Genomic DNA, 23,004 nt, shown 5'->3' with positions numbered 1-23,004 from the left:
TTTATATAAGCTTCATATTCACACATTAGCTATGGAGTAGATTATGAATATGAAATGTGTAATAACAGCGTCTATTTTCGCTTTAGTTTCAGCTTCTGCAGTTCAAGCAGCAGATATGCCAGTTCAGGAAAGACCAACAACAACAATGTTACCACAAGTTGTTGTTGCTCCTGCTTTTTCTTGGACAGGTTTTTACCTTGGTGGTCAGATCGGTGGCTTTTCAAGTGAGAGCAAATCGAAAGGAACTTATAGTAACGTACCTAAAGGGACTGATGACATTATTGTTAACGGTAAGGCATTTCCTAAGTTTTCAGGTTTTGTAGGGGGCCTTTACGCGGGTTCTAACGTTGATTTTGGCAATGGCTTTGTTTTAGGTGTTGACACAGACATCGTTTGGTCTGGAGAAAAAGCTAAAGCATCAAAAGACTATACTTTGTCTCAGACTGATAGTAAAGAAGTGCGGGCTGTAATAGATACTGGAGATCCTGCCCTTGTTTTGCCAGAAGGTAACCAAGGTAACCAAGGAGTAGAAGGTAACCAAGGAAATGTAACTAGAAGTGTAACTTTTAGCGATAAATGGTCTGGTGCTACACGGGTTCGTCTTGGTGCTGCCTTTGATCGTGTTATGCCTTATGTTGCTGGGGGTGTTGCTTATTCTCAGATTAAAGCTTCAGTTGCAGCAAAAGATAATAAAGCTAATACGGAGAGCACAGAGACAGTTGATGAAAATTTATCAGGTTCAAAAACATTAGTTGGATACACTCTTGGTGCCGGTGTTGATTTTGCAATGACTGACAGTGTTCTGTTACGTGCAGAGTATCGTTATTCAGACTTTGGTAAGAAGACATTTGTTAATGACAAAGTTGAAGTTGATCTTAAGACCAATGATTTCCGCGTTGGTGTAGCATACAAATTCTAATTTGTTGTAAGATTTAATTTTTTAAAGGCTCTGTCTTTGGCGGAGCCTTTATTTTTTGAGAATTTTATTTTGGGGTTTCTTTTTTTGCTGGTTTTATGATAAAGCCCTGACGCGTGATGATATTTTCTTCTTAATCGTTGCTTCATACGAATTATTGATTCGACCTTCCGCATAAATTAAACAACCATGGTTGCAGGGTTTAGGGGAATTATGAAAAATAAAATCATAAAAGTGGACAGGAACGTTTCACAATGACTGTGAAAAATGAAACAATAGACTACTCAAAGACTCTTTATTTACCAAAAACAAATTTTCCTATGCGCGCTGGGCTGCCGCAAAAAGAGCAGGAATTAATGGCTCGGTGGGAAAAGATGGACCTTTATACTCGCTTGCGTCAACAAGCAAAAGACCATCGGCTATATGTTGTTCATGATGGCCCACCTTATGCAAATGGCAATATTCATATTGGGCATGCTTTAAACAAAGTTTTAAAAGATGTTATTGTGCGTTCATTTCAAATGCGTGGTTTTAATGCAAATTATGTCCCTGGGTGGGACTGTCATGGGCTTCCGATTGAATGGAAAGTTGAAGAAAAATACCGTGCACAGGGGAGAAATAAAGATGATGTCCCCCTTAACGAGTTTCGTCAAGAATGTCGTGAATTTGCACAATATTGGATCACTATTCAGAGTGAAGAATTTAAACGTCTTGGTATTATTGGAGATTTTAAAAATCCTTACACAACAATGGCTTTTCACGCGGAAGCATGTATTGCTAGTGAATTGATAAAATTTGCTATGTCAGATCAGCTTTATTGTGGTTCAAAGCCTGTGATGTGGTCTGTAGTAGAACGCACGGCTTTAGCTGAGGCAGAGATTGAATATCACGATCATGAGTCTGAAGTTATCTGGGTTAAATATCCTATTTTACACTCTTCTGCTCATGATTTACGCGATGCTTTTGTGGTAATTTGGACAACAACACCATGGACAATTCCTGGGAGCCGCGCTGTTAGCTATGCTTCGAAGATTTCTTATGGTGTTTATGAGGTGGAAAGCACAGAAAATGCTTTTGGTCCTCAAGCTGGTGAAAAACTTTTATTTGCTGATGCTTTGGCTGATAGTTGTGCCAAAAAAGCAAAACTTATTCTTAAACGTTTGCGCTCTGTTTTGGATGATGAACTTAAATCTCTAGTTCTTTCCCACCCATTGAGAGGTTTAGCTGGGGGGTATCTCTATAAAGTCCCGATACTTGATGGCCCTCATGTAACGGATAGTTCTGGTACAGGTTTTGTCCATACAGCGCCTAGCCATGGACGCGAGGATTTTGAGATTTGGAATAGTTATAAATCTGCATTGGAGCAAGCTGGTATCGATACGGCTATTCCCTTTCCCGTTGATGATGCTGGTTTTTATACAAAAGATGCACCTGGTTTTGGGCCAGAGCGTAAAGAGGGGGCTGCACGCATTATTGATGATAATGGTAAAATGGGGAATGCAAATAAAGAGGTTATTGACGCTTTAATTCAAGCGGATCGATTATTTGCACGTGGTCGTTTAAAGCATTCATATCCTCATAGTTGGCGTTCCAAAAAACCAGTAATTTTTCGCAATACACCACAATGGTTTATCTCAATGGATAAAGATCTGGGTGATGGTTCAACTTTACGCAGCCGAGCTTTAGAAGCTATTTCAACGACACGTTTTGTTCCATCTTCTGGTCAAAATCGTTTAGCTTCTATGATAGCAGATCGCCCTGATTGGGTACTTTCTCGTCAACGAGCTTGGGGAGTCCCGATTTGTATTTTTGCTAATGAAGATGGTGTTATTCTTAAAGATGAACAAGTCAATGAACGTATTTTACAGGCTTTTAAAGCGGAAGGAGCAGATGCGTGGTTTGCACAAGGAGCACGTGAACGTTTTTTGGGTGAACGTGCGCATGAGTCTTGGCACCAGGTACGTGATATTTTAGATGTTTGGTTTGATTCTGGGGTAACTCATAGTTTTGTGTTAGAAGGACGTGCTGATTTAAAATGGCCTGCTGATGTTTATTTTGAAGGCTCAGATCAGCATCGTGGTTGGTTTCAGTCTTCTCTTTTGGAAAGTTGTGGGACACGTGCTTGCTCACCTTATAAAACGGTGATTACACATGGTTTTACTCTAGATGAAAATGGCAAAAAAATGTCTAAATCTTTGGGGAATACAGTTGTTCCACAAGATGTTATTAAGACCTTTGGCGCTGATATTTTTCGTCTTTGGGTGATGACGACTGATTATTGGGAAGATCAACGTTTAGGCAAAAAGATCCTCCAGACAAATGTGGATTTGTATCGTAAATTGCGTAATGCAATTCGTTGGATGCTTGGAACTTTAGCGCATGATACAGAGGAAGAAGTACCTTATTGTGCTATGCCGGATCTTGAAAAGTTCATACTGCATCGACTTTATGAGCTGGATCAATTGATTAATCAATCTTACGATGTGTTTGATTTTAAAAAAATTATGCGTGCATTGTTGGATTTTTCGATTATTGAGTTATCTGCATTTTATTTTGATATCCGCAAAGATTCGCTTTACTGTGATGCGCCTTCATCAAAAAAACGTAAAGCTTCTTTACAGGTTATCCGTGAGATTTTTGAACGGATGGTAACATGGCTTGCTCCTATGTTGCCTTTTACAATGGAAGAGGCGTGGTTGGAGCGTTATCCAGAAAGTTGTTCAGTGCATTTAGAGCAATTTCGTTCTGCTCCAGAAGAGTGGAAGAATGAAGCATTAGCTGAGCGTTGGAAAAAAGTTCGGCAAGTTCGGAAAGTTGTTACCGGTGCTTTAGAGCTTGAACGGGCAGAAAAACGTATTGGATCATCTTTAGAAGCAGCGCCTGTTGTCTTTATTTCTAATCCAGTTTTATTGGAAGCGTTAGACAATTTAGATATGGCGGAAATTTGTATTACCAGTGCTCTAACGATTATTCAGGATATACCGCCTTCAAATGCTTTTGTTTTAAATGATGTTGAAGGGGTTGGTGTATGTTCAAATAAGGCTTTAGGTACAAAATGCGCCAGATCATGGCGTTATACACAAGATGTTGGAAGTGATCCAGCTTATCCTGATGTCTGTGCTCGTGATGCGGCTGCTTTGCGGGAATTGCAGGAACTTGACAAAAATTGCAAAGGCTTTAAGTTAGAGTAATTGAAGTAAACAGTATTCAAAAGCTTTTTATTATGTGAATTCTGTCATTGCTGAGGAGGGTCTTTTATGTTAAGTGCAAAGCACATCATTATATCTACAGATAGGCAAGTTTATATATAGATAACTAGTCTCTAGTCAATCATAATTGATATAAATAATTATGCGTTTGAAAAATGGATAAGCAGTGAAAAAGCGTGAAGTCAAAATAATGTTAATAAGCACCTTTGGTGTATGCTTTATTTTGACAGGGTGTCGTGTACCTGCTCCTACTTATGGGACAGATAAGGTAGTTTCATTGCAATTTATTGATGATATTGTGAGTCTTGTTCCATCTAGCTCAACAGATAATAATCAGCCTGTTATGAAACAGCGCCCTCAGCTTGTGTATCCCGAGCCAAATTCGCAGGCAGTTTTACCTCCGCCTCAAGCAGATAATGTAGGAGACACGCCACAGGTGAATGTGAAAAAACGACGTAAGAAATCTTTATTCAGTCGTCAAGCAGCAGGTGAGGGATACGTAAATTACCAGAGAGATCTTAGTGAACCACCTTTAATTTATCGCCAACCAGCAAAAACAGCACCTGTTGGTCAAAAGGGGCAGGATGAATCAGTGAAAGAGCGTAAGAGGAAACGTGCTGCAAGAAAAGCAAAATCTGGTGACAAGAAGAGCTTGTGGCCTTTTTAAAGGGTTATTGCCTAAAGAGTAGGTGTTTGAGGCGAAAATAAAGTGTGTTTTTGATTTCGCTTTTGAGCAAAGAATTCTTTAAGCAAGTAGCTTGCTTTTTTTTCTTTGAAACCAGAGTAGACCTCAGGTATATGATGGCAAGTTGGCTGTTGATAAAAGCGCGGACCGTGTTCAATAGCACCGCCTTTTGGGTCGCTTGTTGCGTAATAGAGGCGTCGTATGCGTGCAAATGAAATGGCTGCAGCGCACATAGCGCAAGGTTCGAGTGTTACATAGAGATCGCAATCAGGAATTCTTTCGCTTTGGAGCATTTTACAAGCTATACGAATAGCGCGTATTTCTGCATGTCCTGTAGGGTCGCATGCAGTTTTTGTGTAGTTTCCAACACGTGCAATGATTGTTTTACCACACATGATGACAGCACCTACAGGGATTTCGTCTTGCTTTGCTGCCAATTGTGCTTCTAAAAGGGCTATTTCCATAGGAGTAAGAGACATATTTTTCTTTCTATGTAGAGAATAGGTAATCAAATAGTTATAGAAGTTTGCTGTGAAGTAATTGAACGTCTTATACTTAAATTTATGATAAAAGAATTTTATCATTTATTTAAAAGTGTCTACAGTTAATTTGAAAGTAAATAGGTGCATATTGTTGCTGTTAAAGGATAGAAAATGATGAACGATAATACTACTCCCTCTTTTCAGAATAAACGATATGATACACGTGATAAATTTTCTAAACGATTTGAGGGGAAGCAAAATAAAAAGAAAATAGATGAAAACAGTGAAAGTGAGCGGATTGCTAAAAGATTAGCACGTGCTGGTGTAGCATCGCGTCGTGATGCGGAAATGATGATTATTGCGGGGCGTGTTGTTGTTAATGGGGCAGTTGTAACTACGCCTGTTTTTAATGTTACGCGTTCTGATGTTATTACAGTTGATGGCAAATCTTTGCCACCTGTGGAAAGAACACGGTTATGGCTTTACCACAAACCGGCAGGATTTGTTACAACTAATCGTGATCCTGAGGGAAGACCAACAGTATTTGACAATTTGCCGAAAGAAATGCCCCGTGTTTTATCTGTGGGTCGGCTTGATATTAATACAGAAGGGCTTTTATTATTGACTAATGATGGTGGTTTAGCGCGTATATTAGAGCTCCCTATAACGGGATGGATGCGAAAATATCGAGTGCGTGCCCACGGAAAAATTAAACAGAGTAAACTTGATAGCCTTAAAAATGGTATTGCGATTAAAGGTATTTTTTATGGTTCGATTGAAGCATCAATTGAACGTGAGCAGGGGGCGAATATATGGCTTTCTGTGGCCTTGCGTGAAGGAAAAAATCGTGAAATTAAAAATGTTTTAGGAGCGTTAGGGTTATCGGTTAATCGTTTAATTCGTATATCTTATGGTCCATTTCAACTCGCTGATTTAGAAAAAGGGGCGGTTCGTGAGTTAAGAGGCCGGGTGTTGCGTGATCAATTAGGTGAACGTTTGATTGCGCAAGCCAATGCAGATTTTGATTCTCCTATTCTTAAACCATTTTCAAATTCTGTGGTTTCTGTAAAAAAACAGAACAATAAAAAGCTTTTTTTAGCAGATGATAGTGGAACTGTCTCTCGTGCAAATGACACACGGCGTGAAAAGCAAAGTGGCTTTTCTAAATATCGTCGAACACAATTGAATACGAAATCTGATGAACAATCTGTGGGTAAAACAAAGAATTTGCCGCTACGTTCACGTCGTTGTAATGTTTGGATGGCTCCTGGTGCACGTCCACAGGTTGAGCGTAAAAAGTTTTGCTATAATGAAGGCAGTTATGCAAGTGATTATGTTGGTAAAAGATTTTCAGGTAGAGAAAAAGAAAAATCACTAGAAGACCAATCACGAAAAGAGAAATCCATTAATTTTAATAAAGAACACAACAAAATACCTTATGATATAACACGTGCTTCTGGCAAAGAAGGTCAGTCTTTTAAGAAGCCGGGAAAAATTATCAAGGGCGATTATGATAAGTGTTTTTCAGATAGCAAGCGAAAGGGTAAGTTTTGTAGTGGTAATGTAAGCAAATTTAAACCTGTGAGAAATAGAATAAAAACATTTAAGTTATCTGGAGACTGATGTGCGGGTTATTGGTGGTAAATTTGCTGGGCGTATTTTATCATCTCCTCTTGGTCAATTTATTCGTCCGACAAGTGACCGTACGCGCGAAAGTCTTTTTAATATTCTTGTTAGCCGAGAAGAACAATTTTGGGCAAATAGGCGTGTTCTTGACCTTTTTGCTGGTACTGGTGCTTTAGGTATTGAAGCACTTTCACGTGGTGCAAAAGCTGCTGTTTTTGTTGAAAACTCAGTTGAAGGGCGTGGTTTAATTCAGAAGAATATTGAGGCTTTTGGATTACAAGCAATTGGGCGGATTTTACGTCGTGATGCTACTAAACTTGGTAATATTGGAACAATGCTTCCATTTGATGTTATTTTTGCAGACCCTCCTTATGGTTATTGCTTGGGTGAAAAGGCTTTTATAGAAGTTCTTAAAGGTGGGTGGGCAAAAGCTGGAGCACTTTTTGTGCTCGAAGAAACTAAAGGGGCAGTTATTAATTTACCCGATATATTGTGTTTAGAGGATGAACGCTTTTACGGTGAAACAGTCATACGTATTTATAAACTTCAATCATAATTTTTAACTTTGAGAAAAGTCATTTTTATAATAATGGGTTAGATTCACCTTTAAACTTATTTATCTGAGTATTTTAAAAGGCAATCATAATTTTTATGAGTTTACATCTGAATGATATTTTTAGTGGGCCGAATTTAATGTTACGGTGATTATGAGTAAGTGTATGAAATGTTGTCTTAGTTTATAGAGTGCATTTTTTCAATAGTTTATAAAGACGTAGATATGATGAATGATTACTGCTAAAATGAATATGCTTTCGATCTCCGAAAAAGGTGCGCTATTTTCAATGATATATCATAGTGACATCCTTACATTAAGTGCATAAGGCGTTTTCTATGGTTCATATTAAAGTAAAAATGGTTGATAGGTATAAGGTAGAGCAAGTGAAATCATGTAATAAAGATGTAGTCAATTTTTTATATGATACAAAAATATTAAGAGCATTTTCTGACATTGTGGCAAAGTTTATGAAGATATAGGATTGGGGATTACTGATTAGTTGTATACAGACGCGCTAAAATATAATTTAGTATTATTATATTTGGTCAAGCTAGATCAATCGCCGGAAATTTTAATAAAGGACTAACGTTAGTAATGTCAGTATAGTAAAAAATTAATCAATATGGATGGCAAAAACATAAGGAGGATGTTGCTTTATATTTTTCTTAGAACTCGCAGAGTGAAAGAGGCAAAATAAAATGAAAATTGGTTTAGCGTTTGGTAGTGGGGGAGCGCGTGGTTTTGGTCATCTTCCGGTTATTGGGGCGCTTGAGGATTTGGGTTTAAAGCCAAGTGTTATTGCTGGGTCTTCTATTGGTTCGATTGTGGGTGCTGGTTTAGCTGCTGGAATGACACAAGCTGATTGGGAGGATTATTGCCTTTCAACTTTTTCTCATTCAAATAATGCTCTGCGTCGTTTATGGTCTTTGATGCCGATTTCATGGAAAGAACTATGGGAATGCGGTTTGCGTTTTTTGCAATTTAATTTGGAGTCTATTTTAGAGAGTTTTTTACCTCGTGATTTTCCGCGAGATTTTTGTGCTTTAAAAATTCCTTTTTGTGCTGTAGCTACAAATCTAAAAACAGCAGAAATGGTTATTATTCAAAAGGGAGATTTGCGTTCGGCTTTAGCTGCTTCCTCTGCTATTCCTGGCTTATTTAAGCCAGTTTTACGTAATCATATTTTATTGGTCGATGGAGCGGTTTGTAATCCGGTACCTTTTGATTGCTTTATTGAACCAATTGATCTTTCAATTGGTGTTGATGTTATCGGGCCACCAATAGTTGATTGTAAAAATGGGCATATTTCAGTTGCGGAAAGCCTTATTGCTGCAAGTGTTGTAGGACAGCAGGTACTTGTTAGAGCCCGTTTGCAGTTTTCAAGCTTGGATCTTTTATTGCGGCCTCCTATTGATGGGATTCATATTTTGGATTTTCTTGAAGCCAAAGAGATTTTACAACGTTTAGCGCCTTTTCGTGAAAAAGCTAAGAGGGAAATTTCTCAATTAATTGAAAGTTCAATGGTACATTAATAGTGCATAATTTAGCTATGAGTATATAAAATGATGTTTTGTATGATTTTGTTAAATGATTCATTATTGTAAATGGTAAATATTTGAAGGAGCTTATAATGACTGTCGAAGAACAAATTGATAAAGCTGTTTCATTAATTGAAACGGCAAAGCGTTCTGGTGCAGATGCTGCTGATGCTGTTATTGTCCATTCACAGTCTGTTCGTGTATCGGTTCATCTGGGTAAAGTTGAATCAACAGAAGCTTCAGAAAGTGACGATTTTACGTTAAGGGTTTTTGTTGGGAAAAAACTAGCCAGTGTTTCTGCTAATTTAGTATCATATCCAGAAAAATTAGCAGAACGTGCTGTTGCTATGGCTAAAGCTTCACCTGATAATTTATTTGAAGGTTTGGTAGATAAAGGATATTTAGTCACTCATCCTAAAGATCTTGATCTTTTTGATGCTTTTGTTCCACAAAGTCATTTTTTAACAGAAGATGCTTTGAAAATAGAAGCAGCAGCTCTTGATGTTAAAGGGGTCAACAATTCTGGTGGTGCCACAACGGCTTACGGCAATAGTGGGCTTGTTCTTATAACCAGCAATGGTTTTTGTGAGGGGTATCGTTCTAGCTATTTTTCACGTTCTTGTAGTGCGCTTGCTGGTGAAGGTACAGCAATGGAGCGAGATTATGATTATACAACTTCTTTACATTTTTCTGATTTGGAAGACGCAGAAGTTATTGGCAAAAATGCGGGATCAAGAGCAGTTCGGCGTTTAGGAGCAGTTCGTGCAGCTACTGGGGTTGTTGATGTTATATTTGATCCGCGTGTAGCTCGCGAAATTGCTGGGCATATTGCATGTATGGTTAATGGAGCATCGGTTGCTCGTAAAACAAGCCTTCTACAAAATTTACAAGGGACAAGGGTGATGAAACCTGATGTCAATGTAACAGATCAGCCTTTGAGATTGCGTGGAAATGCCTCTCGTCCTTTTGATGGTGAAGGGGTAGAAGGGCAAACATTGAATATTATTGAAAATGGTGTTTTAAAAAGTTGGCTTCTTTCATCATCATCAGCTCGTGAATTGGGGCTTGAAACTAATGGGCATGGTGTACGTTCCGGATCATTTATTCAACCAGCGAGTACTAATTTTGCTATTGAACCAGGTTCAGTGTCACCTCATGATATGATCAAAGCTTTACGAAATGGTTTTTATGTTACAGAATTATTTGGACATGGGGTTGATTTTGTTACCGGTCAATATAGTCGTGGTGCTTCCGGTTTTTGGATTGAAAATGGTGAAATCGTTTATCCAGTAAGCGAAGTAACTCTGGGCTCTGATTTGCTTCATATGTTAGCGCATTTAACACCGGCTACTGATATTGATCGACGTTACGCAACAGCTTCTCCAACATTATTAATTGAAGGAATGACACTTGCAGGAAAATAATGCGCATTATCATTCTGACCTTAATCTTTTGCTTGATGTTTGTCGGGAAGCAGGGGATTTAGCGATGAAGTATTTTGGATATGAGCAAGAAATTTGGATTAAAGATGGCAATTCACCGGTCAGTGAGGCGGATTTCGCAGTTGATCACTTTTTGAGGGAACGATTTCTTGAAGCACGACCGACTTATGGTTGGATTTCAGAAGAAATGGAAGATAATCAAGAACAACAGGTTTATGAACGCTATTTTATGGTTGATCCTATTGATGGAACGCGTGGTTTTCTTTCTGGCAGTATTTATTGGTGTATTTCGGTTGCCATTATTGAAAATGGGCGTCCTGTTGTGAGTGTTTTGCAGTGTCCGGCTAAAGGTGATATTTATACTGCTGTCACTGGTCAAGGAGCGACGTTAAATGGTATAAAACTACCTCGCTTAATAGCGTCTCATGTTAATCGGAAATATAGAATTTCTCTTGATCAATCAGTTGCTCAAAAGTTACCATGTGATTTTTTAAGTCAGGTTAGTTTTTTTCGTTACATTCCCTCTCTTGCCTATCGTATTGTCCTTGTTGCTCAAGGTGAGATCGATCTTGTGTTGGTTCGACCAAATTGTCATGGTTGGGATATCGCTGCTGCTGATCTTATTTTGCGGGAGTGTGGTGGATGTTTTAAATCACTTGATGCACCGTTTATTTCTTATAGAATTGAGCCTTATCAATATGGTTTTTTAATTGCCGGTGAAAATAATTGCTGTCAAAATATGATAGATGTTGTTCGTCAAGCAAAGTTAGTTTAATCAAATGAACGTAAGACTAAAAATTTAATGATACGGAGGCAGTAATGAATGAAACCAACAAAAAAAAGCAATTATTGCACCTTGTATTTGGTGGGGAATTAAAAAATCTTGATGATAATCAATTTAAAAATATTAATGATTTGGATGTGGTGGGTATTTTTCCAGACTACCAATCAGCTCATACGGCATGGCGTGCAAAGGCGCAAAGCAGTGTGGATAACGCATTACAACGTTATTATATTGTGCATTTGCACCGACTTCTTGATCCTGAAAGTAAGTGATGCATAATTTATATTCAAACATTATTTTTCGGCTACAATAAAGCAGTCAAATTAAATTGACTGGATTTGACATCAAGATGAGTGAAATAATTCAAAAGAAACAGGATAGTGTTTTAAAGCGATTTTGGCGAAAAAATCGTGGTTCATTGATGAAATCGTGGTTTGTCCAAGTTTTTGTTGTATGGTTATTGGTGAGCTATCTACGTTTTGTTTATTGGACAAATCCGCGATTAAAAAGTTCAGATGATCTTACAAAGACGTACAATTCTTATAATCCATTTATTATCGCATTTTGGCATGGGCGCCATATTATGGCGCCTTTTCTGCGTTCTCGAGATGAAGTGGTTATGGCTATGTTTTCTCGTTCTGCAGATGCAGAAATAAATGCGCAATTAGCAAAAAAATTGGGACTTGAAATTGTACGTGGTTCAGGGGGGCGCGGTCAAACGCATCGCGTAAATAAGGGGGGCGCGCAGGCGTTGTTAACGCTAAAAAACGCTCTTAAATCTGGAAAAACGGCAGCTATGATTGCAGATATTTCACATAAAAAAGCACGTGAAGCTGGGAAAGGAATTATTTTATTAGCTAAATTATCTGGTCGTCCTATTATTCCTTGTGTATATGCTTTTTCCAGAGAAAAAATTCTTGAAAAAACATGGGATAAAACTGTAATTCCACTCCCTTTTGGGCGTTCAATTGTTCTCGTTGGGGAGGCATTTTTTGTTTCTAAAGATGCAAGTAATGCTTTGCTAGAGGAAAAACGCATGCAATTAACAGATATGATGAATCGCTTAACAGATGAAGCTTATAACCGTCTCGCAATAGGTGAGTAAGGTTTATTGAAGATGATAGACTTAAAAGCACGAATAGCTCTTTCAATTTATCGAATAGTTGGTTCTTGTTCGCGCCCTATGGTGCCCTTTTATTTATTTTGTCGTACTATGTGTGGAAAGGAAGAACGAGGCCGTCAGGAGGAACGTTTGGGTAAAAGTCATAAAGCGCGTCCTCAAAGTCCATTGATTTGGTTTCATGCGGCCAGTATTGGAGAAACACTTTCTCTTTTCCCGCTTATTAATTATATCTTATCTTTAAAAATTAATGTATTGTTGACAACAAGTACTGTGACATCTTCCACTCTTGTGAAAAAGCATTTTGGTGATCGGTTAATTCATCAATATGCTCCATTGGATTTAGAATCGGCTATATGTCGTTTTATTAGCAATTGGAAGCCTGATTTAGTATTGATTTGTGAATCAGAAATTTGGCCTTTACGTATAAAAACACTTGCTAAAATGCGTATTCCACAGATTCTGGTTAACGCACGTATGTCTGAACATTCTTTTAAGGCGTGGCAAAAACGATTACCCCTTGCTAAGCATATTTTTAAACATATTGATATGGTTATTTGTCAAAGTCAAAAGGATGTAGCTTATTATCACGTGCTTGGGGTAAAGTCTGTTGCACTTTCTGGTAATCTTAAAACTGATGTTGTTCCGATTGTAAACCAATCGCTGGTTACACGTTATTGTAATGCTATTGGAAATCGTCCAGTTTGGGCTGCTATTTCAACCCATGAAGGGGAAGAAAGGATAGTTTTTGAGGTTCATAAAATTCTTAAAAATTATTGGCCAGATTTATTAACAATCGTTGTTCCGCGTCATCCTGAACGTTCAGAAGATATTATCAAAGCATGTAGTGATAAAGGCTTGCGTTTTGTTCGTAGAAGCAGGCATGCTGTCCCAGATGCAAATACAGATATTTTACTGGGAGATACAATTGGGGAAGTAGGGCTTTTTCTTCGCTTATCGAAAGTTGCTTTCATTGGTAAATCGTTATGTGGTTACGGTGGTCATAATCCATTGGAATTGGCTTTGCTTGGTGTAGCTATTTTAACGGGGCCTCATGTCGCAAATTTCCGAGATATATTTGAACATTTTTTATCTCGTGATGCAGCTTATATAGTTGAAGATACTGTGCAGCTTGCACTTCAAGTACAGAAGCTTTTAAAAGATGAAATATTTCGGCAAGAAATGGTTAATAAAGCATATGAAATAGCAACAGATATGGCAGGTGCACTTGAGCGCACATTAAAGCTTCTTGATCCATTTTTACAGCCACTTATAATGCAGACGAGTTTAAGTCAGTGTCGGAGTGGGTATGCTTATTAGAGCTCCCCATTTTTGGTGGAAAAATAAAAGCATTTTACGTTTTTTATTTACACCAATTGCTAAAGTTTATGGCTATTTTTCACATTGTCGTATGAAAAGACAGCCCTCTGTTATTGATTTGCCAGTTTTGTGTATTGGTAATTTTACATTAGGTGGAGCGGGTAAAACGCCTGTTGTGATTGCTTTTGCCAAAGTAGCTAAAGAGCTTGGTTTTGTTCCTGGCATTGTGTCGCGTGGTTATGGAGGGACGGCTAAAAGTGTACGCCTTGTTAATGAGAAATATGACAATGCACGTGATGTTGGAGATGAGCCGTTTTTACTTGCACGTTATGCTTTGGTTGCAGTATCGTCTGATCGTTATGCGGCGGCACAACGTCTTAAGGAAGAGGGCTGTGATCTTATTTTAATGGATGATGGGTTTCAAAGTCGTTGCCTTTATATGGATTATGCATTACTTGTGGTGGATGCAATGCGTGGTTTTGGAAACGGAGATGTTTTTCCAGCAGGGCCCTTGCGCGCATCATTAGAAACTCAGTTTTCTTTAATGGATAGTGTTTTAATCATTGGTCACGCGGCTTCTCACAATGATGTGGCTTTTTTTGTAGCAGTTTCTGGAAAACCCTTGCATTATGCTCGTTTTAAACCCTTAGTTACTGATGAGGTTGCTGGAAAATCTTTTTTAGCGTTTGCGGGTATTGGAAATCCAGATAAATTTTTCGAATCCATTAAAGAAATGTCTGGTCATGTTATGCAAACTCGTTCTTATCCAGACCACTATTTTTTTACCAGTATGGATCTAAAGAATCTTGCACAAGAAGCCAGAATTCACAATTTGTGGCTGGCTACAACTGCTAAGGATTATACTCGCATACAAGCGAATGGTTTGCAAAAGGAATTAAAAAATCTTATCGTATTTGATGTTGAAGTCGATTTTGTTCAGGCAGATTTTTGCCGTATATTGCTTGAAGAAGTTATGGCCCGTTTTAGAAAACGCAAGCATTCTTTTTAATTTATATTTAAAGCGCTAGTTTCTGCTTTATGGGTTTTCATTCTCTATTTTTAATAATTGGCGAAGATGTGGATTGCATTCAAGTTCACGACGATAGGACAATTCACAACTAGCATATGCTTCTTGACGATGATGATTCCAGTATTTTAGGTCATCTATAGGGATTTTTTGTCCGCTGACAGCACAAAGAGTATAAGTTCCGTAGTTCACAATTTTGTATCCATTACTAGAATACTGAATAGTTGCTTTACTTTCATTATTAGAAAACATTCTCTATGGGCCTTTCTATTCTTATAAGACATATAAAGTGCCATAAGATGCTTTATAAAGTCGAGAGTGAATTAAAAATATTTTTTCAGGTTAGAATAGTGAGTGAGATTTTATTTTCTTCCAAAAAGACGTTCTATATCGGCTAATTTGAGCTCAATATAAGTAGGGCGACCATGATTACATGTGCTTGAATTAGGAGTTGCTTCCATTTGTCGTAAAAGAGCATTCATTTCTTTAGGATGCAAAAGGCGTCCTGAACGTATTGAACTATGACAGGCCATGGTTGCTGCAACATGATTGAGCATTGCTTTTAAATTATCTGTGGTATCATATTCAGACGCTTCATCAACAAGGTCTTTGATAAGAGCTTGTGCATTGATTTCCCCTAACATGGTAGGTGTTTCACGCACTACGATTGCTCCTGATCCAAATGCTTCAATTCCTAAACCAAATTTTTGCAAAACATCTTTATGTACTAAAAGACACGCTGCATCTTCTTCAGAGAGTTCTACAATTTCAGGAATAAGCAATAATTGTGAAGGCAATGGTTTGGAGTAAAGTGCATTTTTAAGGGCTTCATAAACCAATCTTTCATGGGCAGCATGCTGGTCTACAATAATCAAACTATTTTTGGTTTGAGCAACAATATAGTTTTTATGAATTTGTGCTTTTGCAGCCCCTAATGGATAGTATAATTCTTCTGATGTATGGGGATGAGTTACAGCACCTACGTTACTACTAGGTGTGTTTACATACTCTATCATAGGGGTGATATCTTCTCTTAAACCAGCAGAGTCGGGAATATCTACTGGTTTATGATTTGCTGATGTAGTTCCTGGTGCAACATACTGTGGTTGCGGGTTATAGGAAAAAGGCTGATGAGGGCTTCTAAAAGTTTTGAATGATTGTCTTTGAAATGCAGCTAACATCGCTTTAGAGCCTGTTGAAGTGGGGCGAATGCCAGTCTGGCGTAATGCCTCATGAATGGCTCCAATAATTAATCCGCGAATTAAACCGGGATCACGGAATCTTACATCAGCTTTTGCTGGGTGCACATTGACATCTACATCAGCAGGTGGCAAATCAATAAAGAGAATAGATACAGCATGGCGATTTGGAGCCATAACATCGGTGTAAGCTCCCCGGATTGCTCCCGATAAAAATTTATCGCGTACTGGACGTCCATTAACATAGACAAATTGATGAAGGCTATTACCACGATTGAAAGATGGCAAACAGGCAAAACCAGTTAAACGAGCTGTTTCACGCTCAGCATTTAGTGTAATACTGTTGGAGCCAAACTCTTTTCCCATAATCTGTGTAATACGCTCTAATTGCCCTTGGGTGTTGTTTTCAGTTGCGGGTAATTCCATAAGAGTTCGATCTTTACCAGAAAGAGAAAAGCGGATATGTGGAAATGCGATAGCAATTCGTTTAATCATATCTGTAATAGCGTTCATTTCAGCGCTATCAGTTTTCATGAATTTTAGCCGTGCTGGTGTCACAAAAAAAAGGTCACGAACTTCAACAGTTGTCCCAGAATTAGCAGCAGCAGGTTTTGGTCCTCCAACTTTTCCTGCTGTAACGATAATTTCAGCAGCGCTATCAGCGTCTTGTGTCCGTGAAATGAGTTTAAGTTTAGCAACAGAACCAATAGAAGGTAAGGCTTCTCCCCGAAAACCAAGGAAGCAAATATTATGTACATCATCGACAAGTTTAGATGTACAATGACGAGAAATTGCTAAAGTTAATTGATCTTTTGGGATACCACAGCCATTATCACTTACTCTTATAAGGTTTTTTCCACCGTTTGCTGTAACAATTTCAATACGGGTTGCTCCTGCATCAACAGCATTTTCAACAAGTTCTTTGACAACATTAGCTGGCCGTTCAATAACTTCACCAGCGGCAATTTGGTTAATAATGGTTTCGCTGAGGTGGCGTATGATCATAGTTTAATGTAACAAGGTTTGTTTTTACTGTATAGAAAGAGTAAAAAATATTTACTCAATACCTAGAATGAGAGAAAGTTGAAAATAATATTTTAAGAATGGTTCTGTTCACTTTCAATGGAAGAAATAATACATAATTGGAATGTTTAATGTCTCTATTCTTAGGTCACACTTTACCAAAGACTGTTCTATCTTTATAGTTTTGAATTATATTAATTGCAATTATAAACTAGTTGAATACATCGGTAAAGAATGAGTTTATTATTCTTAACAAAACTTATGTTAACGAATGATCTAGGTCAAAAAGAGGCAAACAAAAATGAAAGGCAGGATATATGGTGTGCACGGGCGGTATTCTCGCAGATAGTGATATACAAGCTTTAATTGATAGTAGCGTTCTTAAAACTATTTGCCCATTTGATACCGATCAAATACAGCCTGCAAGTATTGATTTACGTTTGGGAAGAAAAGCATATCGTATACGCGCTTCCTTTATGCCAGGGCCGAATACAAAAGTTTTTGATAAGCTTGAACGGTTAAAATTGCATGAATTTGATTTGCAGGATGGGGCAGTTTTAGAAACAGGTTGTGTTTATATTGTTCCTCTTTTGGAAAGTTTGGATTTGCCAAATATTTTTTCTGCGGTCGCTAATCCTAAAAGTTCTACGGGACGGTTAGATGTTTTTACACGTGTGATTACAGATAATGCCCAAGAATTTGATAAAATTTGTACAGGCTATCATGGTCCACTTTATCTTGAAATTAGCCCACGCACATTTCCGATTGTAGTACGTACAGGTTCGCGTTTATCTCAGCTTCGGTTTCGTAAGGGACAAAGTTATTTAAATGGAATTGAGTTACATGCTTTGCATAAAAACGAAATCCTTATATCAGATGATTTTCCCAATATTAGCGACGATGGTATTGGGCTTTCTATTAATTTGAAAGGAAATGAAGACGGGCTTGTGGGTTATCGTGGTAAACATCATACGAGTGTCATTGATATTGATCAACGTGCTGTTGCTAATGTTTTAGACTTTTGGGAGCCTATTTATGATTGTGGTAAAATGGAATTGGTTCTTGATCCTGATGAGTTTTATATTTTAGTTTCGCGAGAATCTATCCATGTTCCACCGCTTTATGCTGCTGAAATGACACCATTTAATCCCTTAGTTGGTGAATTTAGAGTACACTATGCAGGTTTTTTTGATCCAGGATTTGGGCATACGCAAGCAGGTGGAAAAGGAGCCAAGGCAGTTTTAGAAGTACGTAGCCATGAGGTTCCTTTTATCTTAGAGCATAGCCAAATGATCGGTCGTTTGGTGTATGAGCGTATGCTAAATCGACCGTTGCTTCTTTATGGGCATGATATTGGTTCGCATTATCAAGCACAAGGATTAAAACTGTCTAAGCATTTTAAATGAGTTTGGAAATATAGATTTTGATTAAATATATAAAAAATTTTATTTTTTAAAGAAACAGTTTTGGCATTTCATATATAGAAGAAGGGTACCGCTGTGATTATTTCTTCAACTTTTGATTATCGTAAAGCAGCAAAGCGTCGGCTTCCTCCTTTTTTATTTCACTATATTGATGGTGGTGCTTATGCTGAGGAAACAATGCGCCGTAATTGTAAAGATTTTCACGCACTTACATTGCGTCAACGGATTCTTAAGCAAGTTGGAGAGGTTGATCTTTCAACTCAGATTTTTGATTAAATACTAGATATGCCAATTGTGCTCGCACCTGTTGGGCTAACTGGCATGTATGCGCGTCGTGGTGAGGTAAAAGCTGCGCGTGCAGCTGTTGCGAAAGGTATTCCTTTTACTTTATCTTCAGTTTCAGTTTGCTCTATTGCAGAAGTACAAGCAGCAGTTGGAAATGCATTTTGGTTTCAACTTTATGTTCTCAAAGATCGTGGGTTTATGCGTGATGTGTTAGAGCGATCTTGGGCAGCTGGTGTACGCACATTAGTTTTTACAGTTGATATGCCGGTTCCCGGTGCACGTTATCGTGATGCTCATTCGGGGATGTCTGGACCTTATGCTCTAAGTTGCGCCGTATGTTACAGACTGTTGTCCATCCTCACGGGGCTTGGAATGTTGGTGTTATGGGGCGTCCACATGATCTTGGAAATGTTTCTGCTTATCTTCAAAAAAAAATTAAACTAGAAGATTATATTGGTTGGCTTGATGCAAATTTTGATCCATCGATTGCTTGGCATGATTTACAATGGATTCGGGATTTTTGAAAAGGACAAATAATTCTGAAAGGTATTCTTGATCCAAAGGATGCACGTGAAGCAGTGCAATTTGGTGCTGATGGGTATTGTTGTTTCTAATCACGGTGGGCGCCAACTTGATGGAGTGCTGTCAACTGTGCGGGCGTTGCTAGAAATTTCGGAGGCTGTAAAGGGTGATTTGACTATTTTTGTTGACTCTGGCGTTCGATCTGGCCTTGATGTTGTACGCATGGTAGCACAAGGGGCGGATGCTGTTATGGTTGGCCGTGCTTTTGCTTATGCGCTTGCGGCGACGTAAATAGTAAATTAGTTCATAAATTTTAGGTTAGAAATCAAGGTGTGTTTTTATCTAACATATAAGAGGTTTAAATAGATTCCTTAGGTTTTATTATATTCAATATTAAAAACAATTTTTACTAATAACGATTTTGCCAATCATTGTTGAACGTTATTCGATTTTTTCTGTATGCTGAATGATTGTATCACTACAGTTCTGAGAGGGTACTAAGTAAAATTTGTCATTTGTTCTTTTTGAATAAAGTAATTAGCAGCATATTGAACAAGATATATAAGCTACAAACAATTTATATTACGACTCTATAAAGGATAGGATGGTAGCGTTTAACAATGCAAAGCCTTCTCTACAAAGATTGCAAAATTTACACAAAGCGTAAACTCACATACAGATGAGTTGTGTGTGAAAAATTCTACTTATTACACTAAATTAATATCAACGATAAGATTTAGGCAAGTATAAAGATGTTAAGATGCTTGGTGGTTTCTTGTCTTTGATTTGTAAAAGGACTTATTGCTTTAATTTCTATCTATATTTGTATCATTTGTATTACAGTTCTTTTGAAGGGTAACTGTGAAACTATTAAAGCTATCGTAACTAAGGAGGAAATTTATGTACATGAAATATTTAATAACAGTATCTGTTTTTGTTTTGCTTGCAACTTCTACGGTACAAGCAGAAAATGGTACAATTCCTCAAGAATCAATGTTTGTTGAGCCATCAGTTATTGTTACTCCTTCTTTTTCTTGGACAGGTTTTTATCTTGGTGGCCAGATTGGTATTTTTTCAAATAAAATTGATCTAAGTTCAGGTTATTTAAAGAATGATGTTGAAAAATGGGCTTTGACTAGAAAAGATTTTACGCCTAAACTTTCAGGGGGTGTTGGAGGTTTTTATGCAGGTGCCAATGTTGGTCTCGGGAATAGTTTTATTCTAGGTGTTGATACGGATATGGTTTTGTCTGATAAAAAGGACATAAAAACTGTTAAAATAAATGATTATGGTCAAAATGAAGAGTTAAGAAATGAAAATGCAGCGAGAGATTCTGAAAGAATGGTTGCTGCTTCTAGCTATGGTATTTATAATGAAAACGTTGTTTCAAAGTTTAAATTTGCAACTTATAATCATACTTTAAAACAGAAATGGGCTGGTGCTACACGGGTACGTATCGGTTTTGCAGCTGATCGTGTTATGCCTTATGTCGCTGGTGGTATTTCTTATATGCAGCTTCAAGATGTTTTATTGAGGTCAAGCGAGGAACAAGGTCAAATAGTGGATAACACGGTGGGAGGAACAGGGACAATGATTGGTTATATTTTGGGTACTGGTGTTGATTTTGTGATGATTGGTAACACTATTTTGCGTACAGAATACCGTTACTCGGATTTTGGTAAAAAACAATTCGCAAAGAGTGAAGTTGAGCATAGCTACAAAACTAATGATTTCCGCGTTGGTGTAGCTTATAAATTCTAGTGTTAATGTTTATGATGTTAAGTTATAAAAAAAGCTTTATAAAAAATAGAGCTTTTTTGATCAATTACACATTGTGAAGTACCATTTTGGTGGAGAAAAGGTTAAACTATTCGCTTAATTGAATTTTGATAGTTTTTTGTGTTTATAGTGGTAGTCCTATTAATCTGGGTTTATTGTGAGTAGTAAAAACGACATCAATCACACTGAACACAGCTCCCCTATAATGACATATAAGAATGGCATTATTATGCGTTTTAGGGCAAGTGACATAAATGTTGATATCTCAATAGTAACCGTCAGTAGCTTGAATGAGAAGCCTGTTTATAAAAACCGATACAGGTGTTATATCCTAAAAGGTGGTGAGCTGCAAAAAGACGGCATTTATGAACTAGTTTATAATAGTACATTAACAAGAAGTCTTGATGATTGGTATTTATTAAACCTAATTCCCAAAAACACCTTCTAAGATAAAAATTTTTCCAGCTGGGTTTGTTGCGACATTTGCTATGCAAGCATTACCAAATGATTGGCTTTTGTGTGATGGTGCAGACTATGAGCGTGCAAAATATCCTCGGTTATTCAAAGCAATAGTGAACATTGGGGGATAGATAGCGATCTTACTACTTTTAAAATACCCGATTTTAGGGGGATGTTTTTTACGCGGTTTGGATGATGAATGCGGTATAGACCAAGGTAGGAAGATTTGCCGAAAAGCAGCAAAATAGCTTAAAAGCGCATACGTGTATATGCACCGTTTAATCAGCAGGGGTACATACGCATGGGTATAAACGTTTGGCATACACGTTTGCGTGTACGGTTGGCCCACAGAAATCCCAGTTTTATGTTGGCGAATCCGTTTACGAGTTTGACTTATCGTTTAATGTTCAGGTTTGTTTGTTTTCCGGTATGTGTTTATGGTTTTGTTTAGAGAGCGTCTAGTTTTGTTTTGATGTTTTTTTGTCGAAGGCTTTATGGTGGGTGTTTGATTTTGTAATCAAAGCGTTCGTGTGTGTTATCATTTTTTTATTCTTTTATTTAAGAACATTTTGTCTCTTTTTGTCAGGGTTATTTAAAGAGAGTGTATGGGTTATGGTTATGCGTCGTGTGTTAAGACATCATGTTTGTTTGTGTGTTCTCTCGACAGCTGTTCTGGCTAGTCTTGCTCTTCTTACAGATCAAAATAAGGTTTATGCTGCTGCACAGAATTGTACGGGGGTTTCTGGTGGTAGGGATGATGCTAAGGGGCGGATCGAGTGTGATGGGAAGAGTAATGGGAGGGGTGATGGGAAGGGGCAGCTGAGTGGTAAGAGAGATATAAATATGAGTGGGAAGTGGGGGACGGGGGGGTCGAATAGTGATGGGCCTGCTGTGAAGGTGTATGGGGGGCAAATATTACGATAAGTAGTAGTGGTGCGCTGAAGATTATGGATAATGGTCAGAGTAATAGTAATCCGGCGATTCAGGTGGAAAATGGAGGGAAGCTGACGGTGAATGATGTCACTGCTACAGGGGTGTATAAGGGGATAGTGGTTAAGGATAAAGGGTCTTCTGTTATTGTGAATCGGGGGACGATTGGAGTTAGGAAAAATGGGGGTGCTGTGATTGAGGTGAGTGGTGGGGGAGATGTGACATTGAATAGGGAGGTGACGGTTAATGGAGGGGGAGATAATACGGGGATAGAGGTGGGGCAGGGTGGGGGGAATGTGACGGTGATGGGTACGGATTTTAGTAAGGTCAAGACGGGGATAAAGTTTACGGGAACGGGGACGGCTAGTGTGATGAATATGACGATTAAGGGAAGTGGGGGAACGGGGGCTGAGGTAAAGAATGGGACGTTGACGGTGAATATGGTGACGATGACAGATGTGAAAATGGGGATGAAGGTGACGGGGAATGGGAATGCTACTATGGTGGGGGGAGAGATTAAGGGAAAGGGGGGTGTTGGGAGTGTGGGGGTGGAGTTAACGGGGTCGGGGGAGGTGACGTTGAATGGAGGGGTGAAGGTTGAGGGGTTTGAGACGGGGCTTAAGGTGACAAGTGGGAGTTTGGAGGGGCTTAAGGTGATGGGGGGGACGATTCAGGGAA

At 38.3% G+C, this 23,004-nt stretch carries 20 protein-coding genes and 1 pseudogene; 18 read left to right on the top strand and 3 right to left on the bottom strand.

Translation table 11 applies throughout. From position 1 onward, the window contains the following. Nucleotides 1–43 precede the first annotated feature (43 nt). The 3 genes from ME3_RS00235 to ME3_RS00225 all read left to right on the top strand — a co-directional run bounded on the left by ME3_RS00235 (nucleotide 44) and on the right by ME3_RS00225 (nucleotide 4,792). Nucleotides 44–919, top strand: a complete 876-nt coding sequence (locus ME3_RS00235) for an outer membrane protein (protein WP_007476009.1) — start codon at nucleotides 44–46, stop codon at nucleotides 917–919. A gap of 251 nt (nucleotides 920–1,170) precedes the next feature. Continuing rightward, nucleotides 1,171–4,107, top strand: coding sequence for an isoleucine--tRNA ligase (gene ileS, locus ME3_RS00230; protein WP_007476007.1), 2,937 nt, complete (start codon nucleotides 1,171–1,173; stop codon nucleotides 4,105–4,107). A gap of 184 nt (nucleotides 4,108–4,291) precedes the next feature. Beyond that, nucleotides 4,292–4,792 carry a hypothetical protein gene (locus tag ME3_RS00225; protein WP_007476005.1) on the top strand — a complete coding sequence of 167 codons (501 nt, stop codon included), beginning with the start codon at nucleotides 4,292–4,294 and terminating at the stop codon, nucleotides 4,790–4,792. Nucleotides 4,793–4,803: 11 nt separating this feature from the next. Here the strand turns inward: ME3_RS00225 and ME3_RS00220 are convergent, their stop codons facing one another. Further along, on the bottom strand, nucleotides 4,804–5,289 hold the full coding sequence (locus ME3_RS00220; RefSeq protein ID WP_007476003.1) for a nucleoside deaminase: 486 nt from the start codon (nucleotides 5,287–5,289) through the stop codon (nucleotides 4,804–4,806). Nucleotides 5,290–5,562: 273 nt separating this feature from the next. On the opposite strand from ME3_RS00220, the gene ME3_RS00215 reads away from it, so the two are divergent. The 9 genes from ME3_RS00215 to lpxK all read left to right on the top strand — a co-directional run bounded on the left by ME3_RS00215 (nucleotide 5,563) and on the right by lpxK (nucleotide 14,687). Further along, entirely contained in the window at nucleotides 5,563–6,915 is a 1,353-nt protein-coding gene (locus ME3_RS00215; protein WP_039952402.1) for a pseudouridine synthase, read from the top strand. A gap of 1 nt (nucleotide 6,916) precedes the next feature. Then, nucleotides 6,917–7,474, top strand: a complete 558-nt coding sequence (gene rsmD / locus ME3_RS00210) for a 16S rRNA (guanine(966)-N(2))-methyltransferase RsmD (protein WP_007475999.1) — start codon at nucleotides 6,917–6,919, stop codon at nucleotides 7,472–7,474. A gap of 698 nt (nucleotides 7,475–8,172) precedes the next feature. Then, nucleotides 8,173–9,006 carry a patatin-like phospholipase family protein gene (locus tag ME3_RS00205; protein WP_007475997.1) on the top strand — a complete coding sequence of 278 codons (834 nt, stop codon included), beginning with the start codon at nucleotides 8,173–8,175 and terminating at the stop codon, nucleotides 9,004–9,006. Between the two features lie 98 nt (nucleotides 9,007–9,104). Continuing rightward, nucleotides 9,105–10,436, top strand: coding sequence for a TldD/PmbA family protein (locus ME3_RS00200; RefSeq protein WP_007475996.1), 1,332 nt, complete (start codon nucleotides 9,105–9,107; stop codon nucleotides 10,434–10,436). Continuing rightward, on the top strand, nucleotides 10,423–11,229 hold the full coding sequence (locus ME3_RS00195; RefSeq protein WP_007475995.1) for a 3'(2'),5'-bisphosphate nucleotidase CysQ: 807 nt from the start codon (nucleotides 10,423–10,425) through the stop codon (nucleotides 11,227–11,229). Before ME3_RS00200 ends, ME3_RS00195 begins: the two co-directional genes overlap by 14 nt. Before the next feature lie 44 nt (nucleotides 11,230–11,273). Continuing rightward, nucleotides 11,274–11,510: a DUF4170 domain-containing protein gene (locus tag ME3_RS00190; RefSeq protein ID WP_007475994.1), complete on the top strand. Its 237-nt coding sequence runs from the start codon at nucleotides 11,274–11,276 to the stop codon at nucleotides 11,508–11,510. A gap of 77 nt (nucleotides 11,511–11,587) precedes the next feature. Continuing rightward, nucleotides 11,588–12,343 carry a lysophospholipid acyltransferase family protein gene (locus tag ME3_RS00185; RefSeq protein WP_007475993.1) on the top strand — a complete coding sequence of 252 codons (756 nt, stop codon included), beginning with the start codon at nucleotides 11,588–11,590 and terminating at the stop codon, nucleotides 12,341–12,343. Nucleotides 12,344–12,355: 12 nt separating this feature from the next. Continuing rightward, nucleotides 12,356–13,678: a lipid IV(A) 3-deoxy-D-manno-octulosonic acid transferase gene (waaA, locus tag ME3_RS00180; protein WP_007475992.1), complete on the top strand. Its 1,323-nt coding sequence runs from the start codon at nucleotides 12,356–12,358 to the stop codon at nucleotides 13,676–13,678. Continuing rightward, a complete protein-coding gene (lpxK, locus tag ME3_RS00175) occupies nucleotides 13,668–14,687 on the top strand; it encodes a tetraacyldisaccharide 4'-kinase (RefSeq protein ID WP_007475991.1) in 1,020 nt (339 codons plus the stop codon). The genes waaA and lpxK overlap by 11 nt, the downstream gene beginning before the upstream one ends. Nucleotides 14,688–14,714: 27 nt before the next feature. Here lpxK and ME3_RS00170 read toward each other — a convergent pair whose 3' ends face one another. Together ME3_RS00170 and mutL are read right to left on the bottom strand one after the other, a co-directional pair. After that, on the bottom strand, nucleotides 14,715–14,957 hold the full coding sequence (locus ME3_RS00170; RefSeq protein WP_007475990.1) for a DUF2093 domain-containing protein: 243 nt from the start codon (nucleotides 14,955–14,957) through the stop codon (nucleotides 14,715–14,717). Nucleotides 14,958–15,067: 110 nt separating this feature from the next. After that, entirely contained in the window at nucleotides 15,068–16,909 is a 1,842-nt protein-coding gene (gene mutL / locus ME3_RS00165; RefSeq protein WP_007475988.1) for a DNA mismatch repair endonuclease MutL, read from the bottom strand. A 335-nt stretch (nucleotides 16,910–17,244) separates the two neighbouring features. On the opposite strand from mutL, the gene ME3_RS00160 reads away from it, so the two are divergent. The 6 genes and pseudogenes from ME3_RS00160 to ME3_RS07005 all read left to right on the top strand — a co-directional run. After that, nucleotides 17,245–18,333: a 2'-deoxycytidine 5'-triphosphate deaminase gene (locus ME3_RS00160; protein WP_007475986.1), complete on the top strand. Its 1,089-nt coding sequence runs from the start codon at nucleotides 17,245–17,247 to the stop codon at nucleotides 18,331–18,333. Nucleotides 18,334–18,426: 93 nt separating this feature from the next. Further along, nucleotides 18,427–19,443, top strand: a pseudogene (lldD, locus tag ME3_RS06755) (FMN-dependent L-lactate dehydrogenase LldD); the annotation flags it as partial. 615 nt (nucleotides 19,444–20,058) lie between these two features. After that, nucleotides 20,059–20,919 carry an outer membrane protein gene (locus tag ME3_RS00150; protein ID WP_007475977.1) on the top strand — a complete coding sequence of 287 codons (861 nt, stop codon included), beginning with the start codon at nucleotides 20,059–20,061 and terminating at the stop codon, nucleotides 20,917–20,919. A gap of 506 nt (nucleotides 20,920–21,425) precedes the next feature. Beyond that, the gene (locus tag ME3_RS07340; protein ID WP_083832822.1) at nucleotides 21,426–21,527 is read left to right on the top strand and encodes a tail fiber protein; all 102 of its coding nucleotides are present in this window, start codon (nucleotides 21,426–21,428) and stop codon (nucleotides 21,525–21,527) included. A gap of 481 nt (nucleotides 21,528–22,008) precedes the next feature. Next, nucleotides 22,009–22,320: a hypothetical protein gene (locus tag ME3_RS00140; RefSeq protein WP_007475975.1), complete on the top strand. Its 312-nt coding sequence runs from the start codon at nucleotides 22,009–22,011 to the stop codon at nucleotides 22,318–22,320. Nucleotides 22,321–22,343: 23 nt separating this feature from the next. Further along, nucleotides 22,344–23,004 (top strand): right-handed parallel beta-helix repeat-containing protein (locus ME3_RS07005; RefSeq protein ID WP_007475973.1); only part of this gene is annotated, 661 nt, incomplete at its 3' end.

This window comes from Bartonella melophagi K-2C, assembly GCF_000278255.1.
Lineage (GTDB): Bacteria > Pseudomonadota > Alphaproteobacteria > Rhizobiales > Rhizobiaceae > Bartonella > Bartonella melophagi.
This window is presented reverse-complemented; position numbering and strand designations above follow the sequence as displayed.

Coding starts and splice junctions, on each gene's coding strand:
- waaA (WP_007475992.1), top strand. CDS start 12,356: ATGATAGACTTAAAAGCACGAATAGCTCTTTCAATTTATCGAATAGTT.
- ME3_RS00200 (WP_007475996.1), top strand. CDS start 9,105: ATGACTGTCGAAGAACAAATTGATAAAGCTGTTTCATTAATTGAAACG.
- ileS (WP_007476007.1), top strand. CDS start 1,171: ATGACTGTGAAAAATGAAACAATAGACTACTCAAAGACTCTTTATTTA.
- ME3_RS00140 (WP_007475975.1), top strand. CDS start 22,009: ATGGTTATGCGTCGTGTGTTAAGACATCATGTTTGTTTGTGTGTTCTC.
- ME3_RS00205 (WP_007475997.1), top strand. CDS start 8,173: ATGAAAATTGGTTTAGCGTTTGGTAGTGGGGGAGCGCGTGGTTTTGGT.
- ME3_RS00170 (WP_007475990.1), bottom strand. CDS start 14,957: ATGTTTTCTAATAATGAAAGTAAAGCAACTATTCAGTATTCTAGTAAT.
- ME3_RS00220 (WP_007476003.1), bottom strand. CDS start 5,289: ATGTCTCTTACTCCTATGGAAATAGCCCTTTTAGAAGCACAATTGGCA.
- ME3_RS00160 (WP_007475986.1), top strand. CDS start 17,245: ATGGTGTGCACGGGCGGTATTCTCGCAGATAGTGATATACAAGCTTTA.
- lpxK (WP_007475991.1), top strand. CDS start 13,668: ATGCTTATTAGAGCTCCCCATTTTTGGTGGAAAAATAAAAGCATTTTA.
- ME3_RS00190 (WP_007475994.1), top strand. CDS start 11,274: ATGAATGAAACCAACAAAAAAAAGCAATTATTGCACCTTGTATTTGGT.
- ME3_RS07340 (WP_083832822.1), top strand. CDS start 21,426: ATGCAAGCATTACCAAATGATTGGCTTTTGTGTGATGGTGCAGACTAT.
- ME3_RS00150 (WP_007475977.1), top strand. CDS start 20,059: ATGTACATGAAATATTTAATAACAGTATCTGTTTTTGTTTTGCTTGCA.
- mutL (WP_007475988.1), bottom strand. CDS start 16,909: ATGATCATACGCCACCTCAGCGAAACCATTATTAACCAAATTGCCGCT.
- ME3_RS00185 (WP_007475993.1), top strand. CDS start 11,588: ATGAGTGAAATAATTCAAAAGAAACAGGATAGTGTTTTAAAGCGATTT.
- ME3_RS00235 (WP_007476009.1), top strand. CDS start 44: ATGAATATGAAATGTGTAATAACAGCGTCTATTTTCGCTTTAGTTTCA.